A 13,342-nucleotide genomic window follows, 5' to 3' on the forward strand; every position below is an offset into this window, starting at 1 on the left:
GCGCCACGTTGGTTCCAGATGAACGGATTGTTAACGATCACCTCGGGCACGACCTGCTTTCGGGGATAAGGGGACTAGTCTCCGGAAGCCAACGCGGAAAAATGTGGGAGATATAAACATGAAAGCTTTTCGTAAGGCAGCCCTTCTCGCAGCGGTGAGCATTGCCGCAGCGGCGGTTCCGGCTTCTGCCGAAGTCTTCAACTTCCTGGGTTCGAACACGAACACCTCGAACACCTACGGCAACGTCCGCACCTTCACCGGAAGCGACGGCACGAAGGTCGAAGTCAGCGCCTACAGCCTGGACAGCAGCCTCACCAAGGCTTTTGCTGGCCAGTACAGTGGCTATGGCCTGGGCGTCACCAACAACGGCAACGACAACGACCACGCGATCGATAACAGCGGCTGGACCGACTATATCGTCCTTCAGTTCGACAAGATCATGACGGTCAGCGAACTCGCTCTCTACAGCTTCGGCGACACGGACTTCAACTGGGGCGTCGCCACGACCTCCACGCCGTTCTCCGGCACGCTGAACCTCACCAGCCTGTCGGTCTTCGGCTCGCTGAATTATTCGGCCGGTTCGAGCACCCCTGTAGTGCAGAACCGTGCACTCTCTGGCGCAGCAGCTGGCAACCTGTTCATCATCGGTGCGTCAAATGCGCGCAACGACTCGAATGACAGCTTCAAGCTGCGCAGCATCACCGCCACGGCGGCTGTGCCTGAGCCCGCCACCTGGGGCATGATGATCGGCGGCTTCGCGATCGCAGGTGTCGCCATGCGTCGCCGCAAGGCGGTGTCGGTCAGCTTCGCCTGATCCACACGTCAGATAACTGATTTCGAGAAAGGGGGCGTTCGCGCCCCCTTTTTTGTGCGCGCGCTCGGCAGGTAGACCATAGACCCCGACATATGCGCGAAACATGGTTTGCATTGCGGCGTGCGGACCTGCGCTTATAGTCGCGGGACGAACGAACCGGATCGTTCGCTTTCCGGAGAGATGCCATGCTTCGCCGCTGCGTCAGCTTTTCCGTCCTGCTCAGCCTCGCAGCCTGCTCTGGCCGAAGCCCCACCAGTCGCGAGAGCGCCGCAGATGATGCGGGCGGAGCGCAGCCATTCAGCCAGACTGCGCTCGCCAGCTTCTCGTCGCCCTGGGCCTTCGCGTTCCTGCCGGATGGCAAAATACTGGTAACGGAGAAGGCGGGCTCGCTTATCCTCTTCGATCCCGCGAAGAACGCGAAGGCGACGATCACCGGAACGCCGCCCGTCCTGAGTGACGGACAGGGCGCCCTGATGGACATCGCGCCCGCACCGGATTTCGCGACGAGCAGGGCACTCTACTTCAGCTGCTCGGAGCCTGCCACGGGCGATGCCAGCCGAGTCGCGCTGGCGCGCGCAACGCTCGATCAGGCCGGACTGGCCCTCAAAGACAGCAAGGTAATTTTCCGCGCCAGTCAGGATGCCGACACGGGAGGGCATTATTCCGGCCGAATCGCCTTTTCGCCGGACGGAACTCACCTGTTTTTCACCAATGGCGACCGCCAGCTTTTCGACCCCGCGCAAGATCCGGCGTCTACGCTCGGCAAGGTGCTGCGACTCAATCTGGATGGCTCGCCTGCCAGCGGCAATCCGCTCGCGGCGAAGGGCTTTCATCCCGCCGTCTGGTCCTATGGCCACCGCAATCTGCTCGGCATCACGTTCGACAGGGACGGACGCCTGTGGGAAATGGAAATGGGGCCGCGACATGGCGATGAGATCAACCTCATCAAGCCCGGCCTCAATTATGGCTGGCCCAAGGCTTCGAACGGCGACCATTATGACGGGCGAGCGATTCCCGATCATCGGCCCGGCGATGGCTACGAGCCTCCGAAGCTCTTCTGGGTGCCGGCCATCTCGCCGGGCGGCCTTGCTTATTATGACGGCGCGCTCTTCCCCGCCTGGCGCAACTCGCTCTTCATCACGGGCCTCTCAGGTCAGTCGCTCGATCGTATCGCGCTCGACGGCGAGAACGCCTCGAAGGCTGACCACTGGGATATGGGCGCCAGAATCCGCGGCGTTCGGGCCGGGCCGGATGGCGCGATCTACATCATCGAAGATGGCGAAGGCGGCCGCCTCCTCAAGCTGACTCCTCCGGCATAGCGGCAGCGCTGATCGTGCGTTAAGGTCGTGGCAAACCTGCCTGCCCGCCGACCGGCAACGCATCGAAACATGAACCAACCGACTGAAAAGGGATCCAAGCGTGAAATCGATCGTGCCCATCCTGCTGCTTGCAGCCGCGCCCGCCGTCGCCCAGACAAACGCCGGTTCGCTGGCGCCCACGGCCGACCAGCCGTTCACCGTGACCAAGGTCGCGACCTTCGATCTGCCCTGGCGCATGGCCTTCCTGCCCGATGGACGGATGCTGGTGACGGAAAAAGGCGGCAAGCTCTTCCTGGCCACGCAGCAAGGCGGGAAGACGGAAGTGACGGGCGAGCCCGCCGTTCAATTCGGCGGACAGAATGGCCTGCTCGGCATTTATCTGGCGCCGAGCTATGCGCAGGATCAGGGCATCTATCTCACTTATTCCGAGCCGGGCGAAGACCCGACCACCTCCAGCCTTGCCCTCGCTCGCGCCACGCTCAAGCTCGCGGGGAGCAGCGCCTCCATTGAGGGACTGAAGGTCATCTGGCGTGATCCGATCAAGGGCAAGGGCGGACAGGTCGGCGCGACTATCGCCTTCTCGCCGGACAAGAAATATCTCTATCTCACTGCCGGTGAGCGCCAGCGCTTTACCCCCGCACAGGACCCCAACCAGCCTGCCGGCAAGATCCTGCGCCTCACGCTGGACGGCAAGCCTGCTCCGGGGAACCCCATGGCCGGCAAGACCGGCGCGAACACCGTCGATGTCATCGATCCGCCGCGCAACACCGGTGCCGCAGCCAACGCCCCCGTCGTGCGGACGTACCGCTTCACTGGCCCCAACCTCACCCCTTCAGAGACCTGGAGCAGCGGCCACCGCACGCCCTACGGCCTCGCTTTCGCGCCGGACGGACGGCTGTGGGAGATCGAGCATGGCCCACGCGGCGGCGACGAACTGAACCTTATCGAGCCGGGCAAGAACTATGGCTGGCCGCTTGTCTCCTATGCGACCAACTATGACGGCACGCCGATCCCCAGCCCCGACACGCGCCCGGACCTCACCAAGCCGGTGATCTACTGGACCCCGATCATCGCACCGGGCAACCTTATCTTCTATAGCGGCGCTCTCTTCCCGCAGTGGAAAGGCTCGGCCTTCACTGGCGGCATGGCGAGCAAGACGCTCAACCGGATCATCGTGGAGGGCGCGAGCGCCAAGCCAGCCGAGCGCTGGGACATGGGCTTCCGCGTCCGCGATGTCGAGCAGGCGCCTGATGGCGCGCTGTGGATGCTCGAGGACGCCAAGGACGGCGGGCTCTACCGGCTGGCACCCAAATAAGCTTTTATAATCATGGCCTAACGCTTGCCAGCCACGAGGCTGGCAGGCGTCGGGGGCTTGCGACCCCCAGACGTCGCAGCTAGGCACCACATTCGATGCCAGGGAGAGGAATTCGCGAATGAAGGTCGGTTTGTTGCTCGCAGCCACGGTGATGGCGCCGTGGTATCCCGGAGTTGCGCTGGCTGCTCCCGCCGCCGGACCTGCCAGCGGAGAAGGCCCCTGCGATCTTTACGCCGCAGCGGGCACGCCCTGCGTCACTGCCCACAGCACCACACGCGCCCTTCTCTCCTCTTATGCCGGGCCGCTTTATCAAGTGATGCGCAGCTCGGACAAAAAGCTGCTGAACATCGGCACCGTCCTCGCAGCGGATGGACGGCGTTATGCGGACGCTGCCGCGCAGGATGCGTTCTGCGTGGAGACGCTCTGCGTCATCACCAAGATTTACGATCAGTCCGGCAAGGGCAATGATCTGCTCCAGGCGCCGCCCGGCCCGCTCTATCCCGGTCCGGACAAGGGCGCGTTCGATGCGCAGCCTATAGCGGACATGGCGCCGATCAGCATTGCCGGCGGCCGCAAAGCTTATGGCGTCTACATCATGCCCGGCATGGGCTTCCGCAATAACAACGCGCGCGACCTGCCGATCAACGATGAGCCGGCGGGCATTCACTCCGTGGTCGACGGCACGCACTACAGCAATGGCTGCTGCTTCAACTACGGCAATGCCTCGACCAACGGTCTCGCGGTCGGCACCGGCACGATGGAAAGCGTCTATTTCGGCACCTCCACGGGCTGGGGCAGCGGTTCGGGCAAGGGTCCGTGGATCATGTCCGACATGGAAGCGGGCCTGTTTTCCGGATATAATGCCGGCGTGAACGAAGGCAGCCCGACGATCGACTGGCGCTTCGTGACCGGCGTGTTCGGCGGCGGCGGCCGCAACTTCTGGAGCCTGCGCGGCGGCAATGCTCAAGCGGGCGACCTCAAGACCTTCTATGAGGGCGTGCGCCCCGGCTCACGGGAGAATGACGCCTACTTCCCGATGCACAAGAAGGGCGCCATCCAGATGGGGAATGGCGGCGACAACGGGAACGGCTCGGCCGGCACCTTCTACGAAGGCGTCATGACGGCAGGCCATCCGAGCGTCGCGACCACCGATGCCGTGCAGGCCAATATCGTTGCCGCGAAATATGATGTGCCCGCGCTCACCCAGACCCGGCTGACGAGCTTCCAGCCCGGCGGCAGCGCGGACGTGACGGCCAGCTTCACCAACACCTCCGGGACGACGGCATCAGGCGTTCGGCTAACGGTCGCGACTCCCGCCGGCTGGACGGCGCGCGCATCCACCCCGGCCGAGTTCGCGCAGGTCGCGCCCGGCGCCAGCGTGACGGCCACATTCAAGGTCACCTCGCCCGCAGCCGCCAGCGCAGGTTTCCTGACTGTGAAGGCGAACTGGAGCACAGGCAGCGACGCACGCTCGGACACCAGCCTTCAGCGGGTTCGCAGCGCCCTGCCGGTCAAGATCAACGAAGTCCGCTTCGCCACCGGCGGCAACGCCAGCGACCAGTTTATCGAGCTTTATAACGCCTCGTCCCAGCCCGTGGATATGTCCGGATGGCAGCTGGTCAACACCCGCACCTTCTTCGCACCCGTGCCGCTGGCGACGATCCCGGCGGGCACGAAGCTGGCCCCGAAGGGCTTCTACCTGCTCGGCCTCGCGCCGTCCGGGCTGGTCGCGCCCTCCGCCGCAGGTGCAAAGACCGTCAACGTCCGCGACGTGACGGGCTTTGCGGTCGGCCAGCAGATCATGATCGGCGGCGAGAGCCGCAAGGTCGCGCAGGTGGGCACCGGCGCCACTGTGCCGACCACCGTCTTCATCCCGGTCTCGACCGGACCCTGGCTGACTGTTCCCGCCGGATCGACCAATATCCCAGTGGCCAATGCCGCCGGATTCGCGGTCGGGCAGAAGATCGGCATTGATGCGGGCGGAAACCACGAAATCCTGACGGTGACGGCGGTCGGCAAGGCGGGGACGCAGACCACGCTGGAAGTGCCCTCGAAGGTAGGAGACAGTGTCATCAAGGTCGCGGACGTCGCGACCATCTCGGTCGGTGATACGCTCACTGTCGGCACGGGCCAGCGCGGCGAGATCGTGAAGGTTGCGGCGGTCGGCACGCCCGGCGCCAACGGAACCGGCGTGACGCTCACTGCACCGCTCAAGTTCGACAATATATTCGGTGTGGACGTCGCCGGGCCGGGAACCGGCATAAGCGTGTCCCCGGCGACCCGGTTCGCGCATAAGAGCGGCGAAGCCGTGCAGGCACTGGGCAGCGGCCTCACGTTGGACCGGCCGCTGAGCAAGGCTCATGGCTATGGCGCGCCCATCGTCAATACACAGGCGAAGACCGCTGGCTATCAGGGTCCGGCCCCGCAGCTCTGGTTCGGCGGAGACCTGTCCATCCGTGGCGGCGCGATCAGCCTCACCGATCCCACTGGCAAGGTGCTGGTGGACGCGATCGTCTATGGCTCGCAGCAGAGCAACTCCAGCGCCAGCGGCGCCGTCACCCGCCCGGATATCGCCACGCTGGAAGGCGTGCAAAGTCAGGGCGGCTGCATCGCGGTGATCCCCGGCGCGGGCTCCGGGCCAAGCGCACCGGCCACGGCTCTCGCGGCATCGGCGCCCGGCGCGCCCAATCGCAGCGTCGGCCGCTTCCCTGACGGTGCGGATACCGACAGCCTGTGCCAGGATTTCGTCGTGCAGCCCGCAACCACCGCTCCGCAAGGCGCAACGGCCGGCACCACTGCGATTCGCGTGGCGAGCGTCGCGGGCTTCGTGCCCGGCCAAACCATTAGCATCGGCGTTGCGGGCGCACAGGAATCCGCGACCGTCGCCAGTGTCGGCACAGCGGGCGCGACAAGCGTTCGCGTCGGCAATGAGCAGGGCGGGACGGTCATTCAGGTCGACAGCGCCCTTGGCTTTGCGAAGGGGCAGGCAATCAGCATCGGGGAAGGCGCCGATGTGGAGGATGCCGTGGTGAGTGCCGCGCAGGGCGGACGCAATGGCGCAAGGATCACCGTCTCCGCGCCGCTGGCGCGCGCTCATGCAGTCGGCACACGAGTAGCGGGCAGCGGCATTACGCTGACGGCGCCCCTCACTCGTGCTCATCCCGATGGCGCCCCCGTCATTTCGGAGCTGCCGACACCCGGAGCGCCGAACCGCTATTCGAGATAAGGCTGGATTTACCGCTGGCGGCGTCGGTCTTTCACAGGCCGACGCCGCCCGCTGGCTCTCGTTACTTGGTTTCCGACTTCGCGGCGTCGCCGACATCCTGCGCCGCCTGACTCACCGCAGAGGCAGCGCCGGAAACGGCGTCATTCTCTTTGCGTTCGCTCTGAAACATCATGAAGGCCACGACGGCCGCCACGATGACGGCCAGCGCGAGGAAGATGAGGCCGACATTGCTGCTGCCCGTCTTGATGACGGTAGGTTTCTGATCTGCCATGGGTAGCCCTTTCTTTTCCGGTCGGGCCGCTCTCCGATGCGATCCATAAAGACCGCGCCGCCCGATCAGTCGCCAAACGGAGCGCGAAGGCGATCGTTCCAGATGGAAATTAGATTTCGGGATGGCGCTGCTGGCGGCCTCGCGCGGCAGCGCTGCTGCGAGGATGGTGGAAGGGGCTGGATTCGAACCAGCGTACGCTCACGCGGGCAGATTTACAGTCTGCTGCCTTTAACCACTCGGCCACCCTTCCAAGGCGCCTGATCCGACCGGGTCGTAACCCAGAAAACGGATGCGGAGGCGGCTCAATGGCGAATGGGGCCTTGCCTGTCAATGCCCGCCATGGATATGCGGTGCGCATGAAAAGAGGACATCGCACAGGCACGCCCAAAGGCGGCTATCCCCGCCTTTATGGACGGCACGCCGTTACAGCGGCACTCGCCAATCCCGATCGGACGATCCGGAAGATCTGGGGCACGCGGGATGCGCTGAACGCGCTCGATTTGCCGCCGGTGCTGCCCATCGTCTACGCCGATGTCGCTGACCTGGGCCGCATGGTGCCGAGCGATGCGCCGCATCAGGGCATTGTCGCCGAGGTGGAGACGCTGCCGGACCTGTGGCTGGGCGATCTGCTCGAACAGGGTGACGATGATGAGAAGGGCAACCGGCCGATTCTCGTTCTCGATCAGGTGACCGATCCGCACAATGTCGGCGCAATCCTGCGATCCGCAGCCGCGTTCGATGCACTGGGCATCGTCACACAGGATCGTCACGCGCCGCCCGAATCCGGCGTTCTCGCCCGCGCGGCCTCCGGCGCGCTGGAGATCGTGCCCTGGGTTCGCGTGGTCAATCTGGCGCGCGCGCTCGATGAGATCGCCGAGGCCGGCTACTGGCGGATCGGGCTGGACGGTGAAGCAGACAGCACGCTTGGCGAGGCGCTTTCCGGCGCTGGCAAGGTCGCGCTGGTACTCGGCGCGGAGGGCGAGGGCTTGCGCTACAACAGCATCAACCATTGCGACATGATCGCGCGTCTGCCGATCAGCCCCCGCATGGAAAGCCTCAACGTGTCGAATGCGGCAGCGATTGCTCTCTATGCGTGCATGACGCGCTGAGACATCCCGATCGAACCGGGCAGACGTGACCATGGTCCACGTCGCCCGGCCTTGAGGGAAGACGCTCTCAGTCCTCGGGTGCGATCGTGACGGTGAGGCCTTCCAGATCGTCCGTGAGCGGGATCTGGCAGGAGAGACGGCTAAACTCGGTGCGATGGTTCGAGCTGTCGAGCAGATCATTCTCGTCCGCGCTCATCGTGGAGAGCTTGCCCATGTCCGCAGGCTCCACATACACATGGCAGGTCGCGCAGGAGCAGCAACCGCCGCACAGCGCCAGCAGCTCGTCGATGCCCGCGTCGCGAATGGCTTCCATCACGCTATGGCCCGCTTGGCTCTCGATCTCTTTGCGTTCGCCTTCACGTGTCACTACTGTCAATTGCATCTTTAAGCCTTCCGCCTGTTTGCGGCGCCCTATGGCCGGGCTAACCGTCAGAATCAACCGGCAGACGCCCCATTGAACACCAGGATCGCCCGCCATGCTGCACGAATCAGCTCTTAAGGAAGCGCTCGATCATGTTTCGACCAGCCATCCCGCAGTGGCCGCGGTCGTTGCCCGGATCGGCTATCCCGAGCCACGCGGGCGGGCGCCAGGCTATGAGACTTTGCTGCGCACCATCGTCGGGCAGCAGGTGAGCGTCGCGGCAGCCGCGAGCATGTGGTCCAAGCTGGAGGCAGCGCTCGGCCCCGGCTGCACGCCGGAGGCGCTGCTCTCGAAGGATTATGACACGCTGCGCGCCTGCGGCCTCTCCCGGCAGAAGCAGGGCTATGCCCGCAGCCTCGCGGAACTGGTGACGACCGGCGCGCTGGATCTTCACACGCTCCCGCAGGACGATGAGGAGGCCATCGCCGCACTCGTCTCGATCAAGGGCATTGGCCGCTGGTCGGCGGAAATCTACCTGTTGTTCGCCGAAGGACGACCCGACATCTGGCCTGCGGGCGACCTCGCCGTGCAGATCGCCATCGGCCAGATCCTCGGCCTCCCGGCTCGCCCGTCCGAAAAAGAAACCCGTGCGCTGGCCGAAGGCTGGCGCCCCCACCGCAGCGCCGTGGCGATCCTCGCCTGGCACCACTACAACACCAAGGTTTTCTAAATCATGGCTTCAGCCGCATCCCCGATTGCCCGCTATATCGTCATTCATCATGACGGTGCCTGGCGTATCAATCTCAACAACCTCTATTACGGCCCTTATGATGACCGCGAGGCGGCCGTCACTGCCGCTGCCACGACGGCGCGGGAGGCCTCCCGGAGCGGTCATCGCGCTCAGGTGATTCTCGCGACCGACCGCAGCACGTTCCGCACATTGTGGGACAGCGAAGACACTCAGGACGTTTCGGGCGCCTGAAGCAGTGCATCGATCTGCGCGGCAAGCGCGATGTCGCGGCGGGAAATGCCCCCGGCATCATGAGTCGTCAGTCGGATTTCGACGCGATTATAGACGTTGGACCATTCGGGATGATGGTCCGCCCGCTCGGCCAGCAATGCCACCCGGCTCATGAAGCCGAACGCCCCCACAAAGTCGGCGAACGCGAAGGAACGCGCAATGCCCTGGCCGTCCGCATCGAGTCGCCAGCCCGGCAAGGGCCGCAGGGCATCGGCAAGTTCGGCATCAGTCAGGCGCGCCACAGGCATTGATCGTCTCCCAGCTTGGCATTCCCGCCAGCTTGCGCCACTGTCGCGCGCGTGAACGAGCGGGGTCAAGGGACATTGGAGGAGGACGGCGGCGCAGTGCTCGCGCTGCGCGGCGTTGCGTGCCGTCGGGGCGGAAGGATCCTTTTTCGCGGCGTCGACCTGCTGCTGGCGCCGGGCGAAGCGGCGCTCGTCACCGGGCCGAACGGTGTCGGCAAGTCCAGTCTCCTGCGCCTCATTGCGGGACTACTCCCCGCCTTTGCCGGAACGCTCCATCGCGGCGGGGCCATGGCACTGGCTGATGAACAAGTCGCGCTCGATCGGGAGCGGACGCTGGGCGAGGCGCTGGCTTTCTGGGCGGCGCTCGATGCGGTGGATGGCGCGCGGCTTGCCACAGCCCTTGCCGATCTCGATCTCGATCATCTTGCGGATATTCCCGTGCGCATGCTCTCGACCGGCCAGCGCAAGCGCGCCGGGCTCGCTCGGGCCATCGCGAGCGGCGCTCCGATCTGGCTGCTCGACGAGCCGGTCAACGGCCTCGACGCGGCCTCTCGCGAGCGACTTGCTCTGGCGGTCGCGCGCCACCGGCAAGCGGGCGGAGTCGTCGTGGCCACGTCTCATCTCGATCTCCCATGGGCGCACGACGTCATGCTCGCGCTCAGCGCGCCGCACGAGAAGGATGCATCATGGGAGGATGACGCATGATCGCCCTGCTGATTAAGCGCGATCTCTCCCGTGCCCTTCGTGGCGGGAGCCTCTGGTTGCCGCTTGCCTTTCTGCTGCTGGTCGCCGCGCTGTTTCCCTTCGCGGTCGGCCCGGATGCAATGGTGCTCGGGCGCACGGGGGGGGGCCTCGTCTGGGTCGCGGCGCTGCTGGCTGCGCTCCTGCCGATCGAGCGGCTGATCGAGCCCGATCTCGAAAGCGGGGTGATCGATCAGCTTGCCGTGCGCGGTATTGGCGAAGGCACCATCCTCTCGGCGCGACTCGTAGCGCACTGGCTCGCCTTCGGCCCGCCGCTCATGCTTGCCGCGCTTCCCGCCGCAGCGCTGCTGAAGCTCTCGACGCCGGTCATCATTGCGCTGGAAGTGGGCCTTGCGGTCGGCACGCCGGGCCTTGCGGCGCTGGCGCTCCTCGCCGCTGCGCTCACGGCCGGGCTGCGTGGCGCCGGGGCTCTGGCCGGGCTGCTGGTGCTGCCGCTTGCCATTCCCATCCTGATCTTCGGCGCGGGCGCGCTGAGCGATGCCGGTCCCGGCGCGCTCAAGCTCGTCGCAGCCTGCTCGCTCGTGCTGAGCGTGGTCGCACCGCTCGCGGGCGGAGCAGCCCTGCGCGCGGGCCGGGAATAAAGGGTCAGTCCCGCGTCCAGCGCGCCCAGATGGCTGTAGGAAGCAACAGCCCCCTTGCCTCCTCCCGCACGGCAAGCTCGCCACATTCGATGCGTCCCGGCAAATCGCCAAGATGCGCGCGCAGCAGCTCGCCGATTGCCAGCGCGGACATGCGGACGGCATAGACGGTCAGGAACAGAAAGCGGCTTTCCCCGTCCAGCAGGCGGCGGCAGTCTGCGATCAGCCCCGGCAGGTCCTCTTCCAGCCGCCAGACCTCGCCATCCGGCCCGCGTCCATATTTGGGCGGATCGAGCAGAATGCCGTCATAGCGTCGCCCGCGCCGCACCTCGCGCGCCGTGAACTTCGCGGCATCGTCCACGATCCAGCGAATCGGCCGATCCCCCATGCCGGAGAGTGCGGCATTTTCGCGAGCCTGCGCGACCGATTTCTTGGACGCATCGACATGGACGCAATGAGCGTCCGCCCCAGAAAGCGCAAGCGTGCCGACGCCCGTATAACCGAAGAGATTGAGGAACTGCGCGTCCGGCTTCCCGTTCAGCCGCTCGCGACCCCAGGCCCACACCGGCGCCATATCCGGGAAGAAGCCGAGATGGCGGAACGGCGTGCAGCTCGCCTCGAAATGCGCTTCGTTCCAGGCAAGCGGCCAGCTTTCCGGTGGCGCCGGCTGCTCATAGTACCAACGGCCGCCCCCGTCCTCATCGGAAGCGGGGACGAACTCGCCATTAGCGTGCCAGTCGTCACTTGCCGGAGCCCACATTGCCTGCGGCTCGGGGCGAATGAAGCGATAGGGACCGTAGCGCTCCAGCTTGCGTCCGTTGCCGCTGTCGATGAGACCATAATCGGCCCACGGCTCGGCGACCATAACGCCGAGCGGGAGCGGATCAGCCATGGCGCGGTACGGCGTGAGCCGCCACATAGCTCGTCACAGCGTCGAACGTGCCGGGCAGCGTCGTATAACGCTCCTCGCGGCCGAAAAGATCGCCGACCCGGCCAGGAAGGCTGGGGCGAACACCCGTCGCCCGCTCCACAGCGTCGCGGAACTTGGCGGGGTGCGCAGTCGCCAGTGTCACTACGGGCACGCTCGGGTCCAAGTCGGTCTGAAGCGCAGCGCCAAGGCCCACGGCGGTGTGCGGATCGATCACCATGTCCGCCGCGTCGAAGGCCCAGCGCATCGCCCGCGCCATGCCGTTCTCGTCGATTCGCGCCGAACTAAAGAGATGCGCGGCGCCCTCACGCTGCGCATTGGTCAGCTGCATGGCCTTCGTCGCCTCGAAGCCCTTCATCTGCTCGGCCAGGGCCCGCCCATCCCGGCCACCCACGTCGAAGAGTAACCGCTCGAAATTGCTGGAGACCTGAATATCCATGCTTGGTGTGGCAGTCGGCGTCACTGTCCCCTGGCTGTAATCGCCAGAGGAAAGCGCCCGATAGAGAATGTCGTTGACGTTCGTGGCGACGATCAGTCGCTCGATGGGCAGCCCAAGCCGGGCCGCGACATGGCCCGCGAACACGTCACCGAAATTGCCGGTGGGCACGGAGAACGCCACGGGCTTTTCCGGCGCGCCGAGCCGCACAGCCGCGTAGACATAATAGACGACCTGGCTGACCAGCCGCGCCCAGTTTATGCTGTTCACGGCCGAAAGATCGAAGCGCGAGGAGAAGTCCGCGTCATTGAACATGCGCTTCACCAGCGCCTGCGCATCGTCGAAGCTGCCCTCGATCGCGATGTTGTGCACATTCGGCGCGAGTACTGTCGTCATCTGCCGGCGCTGAACGTCGGATACCCGACCGGCGGGGTGAAGCATGAAGATGTCGATCTTGGCGCGCCCGGCCACCGCGTCGATCGCTGCGGACCCGGTATCGCCCGAGGTCGCGCCCACAATGGTGAGATGCGTGTCGCGATTGGAGAGGAACTTCTCGAAGAGAAGCCCCAGCAACTGCAGCGCCACATCCTTGAAGGCCAGCGTCGGCCCGTGGAACAGTTCGAGCATCCAGTGGCGGTGATCGAGCTGGACCAGCGGAGTCACCGCCGCGTGGGAGAAGCGGCCATAGGCCTGCGTGCAAAGATCGCGGAGCTCATCCTCGCTCAGGCTGTCGCCAACGAACGGCGCAATGACCCGCACTGCCGTTTCCACATAGGAAAGGCCGCGCATCGCCGCGAAATCCTCGCCTGAAAAGCGCGGCCATTGCGCGGGCAGATACAGCCCGCCGTCGCTCGCGAGTCCGGCCAATGTCGCGCCTTCGAAATCGAGCGAAGGCGCGCTCCCCCTGGTGCTGATATAGTCCATGTCACGCGCGCCTTAGAGGGATTTCGGGCCAGA

Annotated in this window: 14 protein-coding genes and 1 tRNA gene; 9 read left to right on the forward strand and 6 right to left on the reverse strand. The window is 65.4% G+C overall.

Annotation, left to right across the window (positions count from 1 at the left end; genetic code table 11):
• The first annotated feature begins 118 nt into the window (after nt 1-118).
• The 4 genes from ACNAOH_RS05985 (at nt 119) to ACNAOH_RS06000 (ending at nt 6,674) form a co-directional block, all read left to right on the forward strand.
• The gene (locus ACNAOH_RS05985; protein ID WP_443971844.1) at nt 119-814 is read left to right on the forward strand and encodes a PEPxxWA-CTERM sorting domain-containing protein; all 696 of its coding nucleotides are present in this window, start codon (nt 119-121) and stop codon (nt 812-814) included.
• A 185-nt stretch (nt 815-999) separates the two neighbouring features.
• Nucleotides 1,000-2,133, forward strand: a complete 1,134-nt coding sequence (locus ACNAOH_RS05990; protein ID WP_443971845.1) for a PQQ-dependent sugar dehydrogenase — start codon at nt 1,000-1,002, stop codon at nt 2,131-2,133.
• 100 nt (nt 2,134-2,233) lie between these two features.
• Complete coding sequence (locus tag ACNAOH_RS05995) at nt 2,234-3,448, forward strand: PQQ-dependent sugar dehydrogenase (protein ID WP_443971846.1); 1,215 nt, start codon at nt 2,234-2,236, stop codon at nt 3,446-3,448.
• A gap of 118 nt (nt 3,449-3,566) precedes the next feature.
• Complete coding sequence (locus ACNAOH_RS06000) at nt 3,567-6,674, forward strand: arabinofuranosidase catalytic domain-containing protein (protein WP_443971847.1); 3,108 nt, start codon at nt 3,567-3,569, stop codon at nt 6,672-6,674.
• Between the two features lie 61 nt (nt 6,675-6,735).
• Here ACNAOH_RS06000 and ACNAOH_RS06005 read toward each other — a convergent pair whose 3' ends face one another.
• Both ACNAOH_RS06005 and ACNAOH_RS06010 read right to left on the reverse strand, forming a co-directional pair.
• Nucleotides 6,736-6,945, reverse strand: a complete 210-nt coding sequence (locus ACNAOH_RS06005; RefSeq protein WP_443971848.1) for a hypothetical protein — start codon at nt 6,943-6,945, stop codon at nt 6,736-6,738.
• Nucleotides 6,946-7,109: 164 nt separating this feature from the next.
• A tRNA-Tyr gene (locus ACNAOH_RS06010) sits at nt 7,110-7,195 on the reverse strand.
• 106 nt (nt 7,196-7,301) lie between these two features.
• On the opposite strand from ACNAOH_RS06010, the gene ACNAOH_RS06015 reads away from it, so the two are divergent.
• Entirely contained in the window at nt 7,302-8,054 is a 753-nt protein-coding gene (locus ACNAOH_RS06015; RefSeq protein ID WP_443971849.1) for a TrmH family RNA methyltransferase, read from the forward strand.
• A gap of 67 nt (nt 8,055-8,121) precedes the next feature.
• Here the strand turns inward: ACNAOH_RS06015 and ACNAOH_RS06020 are convergent, their stop codons facing one another.
• Nucleotides 8,122-8,436: a 2Fe-2S iron-sulfur cluster-binding protein gene (locus tag ACNAOH_RS06020; RefSeq protein ID WP_443971850.1), complete on the reverse strand. Its 315-nt coding sequence runs from the start codon at nt 8,434-8,436 to the stop codon at nt 8,122-8,124.
• A gap of 94 nt (nt 8,437-8,530) precedes the next feature.
• On the opposite strand from ACNAOH_RS06020, the gene ACNAOH_RS06025 reads away from it, so the two are divergent.
• On the forward strand, nt 8,531-9,145 hold the full coding sequence (locus ACNAOH_RS06025; RefSeq protein WP_443971851.1) for a DNA-3-methyladenine glycosylase family protein: 615 nt from the start codon (nt 8,531-8,533) through the stop codon (nt 9,143-9,145).
• 3 nt (nt 9,146-9,148) lie between these two features.
• Entirely contained in the window at nt 9,149-9,397 is a 249-nt protein-coding gene (locus tag ACNAOH_RS06030; protein ID WP_443971852.1) for a DUF2188 domain-containing protein, read from the forward strand.
• Here the strand turns inward: ACNAOH_RS06030 and ACNAOH_RS06035 are convergent.
• On the reverse strand, nt 9,376-9,684 hold the full coding sequence (locus ACNAOH_RS06035) for a 4a-hydroxytetrahydrobiopterin dehydratase (RefSeq protein ID WP_443971853.1): 309 nt from the start codon (nt 9,682-9,684) through the stop codon (nt 9,376-9,378). The genes ACNAOH_RS06030 and ACNAOH_RS06035 overlap by 22 nt on opposite strands.
• Before the next feature lie 75 nt (nt 9,685-9,759).
• Here ACNAOH_RS06035 and ccmA point away from each other — a divergent pair, with 75 nt between their 5' ends.
• A complete protein-coding gene (gene ccmA, locus ACNAOH_RS06040) occupies nt 9,760-10,386 on the forward strand; it encodes a heme ABC exporter ATP-binding protein CcmA (RefSeq protein ID WP_443972061.1) in 627 nt (208 codons plus the stop codon).
• Entirely contained in the window at nt 10,383-11,024 is a 642-nt protein-coding gene (locus ACNAOH_RS06045; protein WP_443971854.1) for a heme exporter protein CcmB, read from the forward strand. The genes ccmA and ACNAOH_RS06045 overlap by 4 nt, the downstream gene beginning before the upstream one ends.
• 4 nt (nt 11,025-11,028) lie before the next feature.
• On the opposite strand, the gene ACNAOH_RS06050 is transcribed toward ACNAOH_RS06045, so the two are convergent.
• Both ACNAOH_RS06050 and thrC read right to left on the reverse strand, forming a co-directional pair.
• Nucleotides 11,029-11,913 carry a class I SAM-dependent methyltransferase gene (locus ACNAOH_RS06050; RefSeq protein ID WP_443971855.1) on the reverse strand — a complete coding sequence of 295 codons (885 nt, stop codon included), beginning with the start codon at nt 11,911-11,913 and terminating at the stop codon, nt 11,029-11,031.
• Nucleotides 11,906-13,309 carry a threonine synthase gene (gene thrC / locus ACNAOH_RS06055; RefSeq protein ID WP_443971856.1) on the reverse strand — a complete coding sequence of 468 codons (1,404 nt, stop codon included), beginning with the start codon at nt 13,307-13,309 and terminating at the stop codon, nt 11,906-11,908. The genes ACNAOH_RS06050 and thrC overlap by 8 nt, the downstream gene beginning before the upstream one ends.
• Nucleotides 13,310-13,342 lie beyond the last annotated feature (33 nt).

It is taken from the genome of Sphingobium sp. CR28, from assembly GCF_052327305.1.
Taxonomy (GTDB): domain Bacteria; phylum Pseudomonadota; class Alphaproteobacteria; order Sphingomonadales; family Sphingomonadaceae; genus Sphingobium.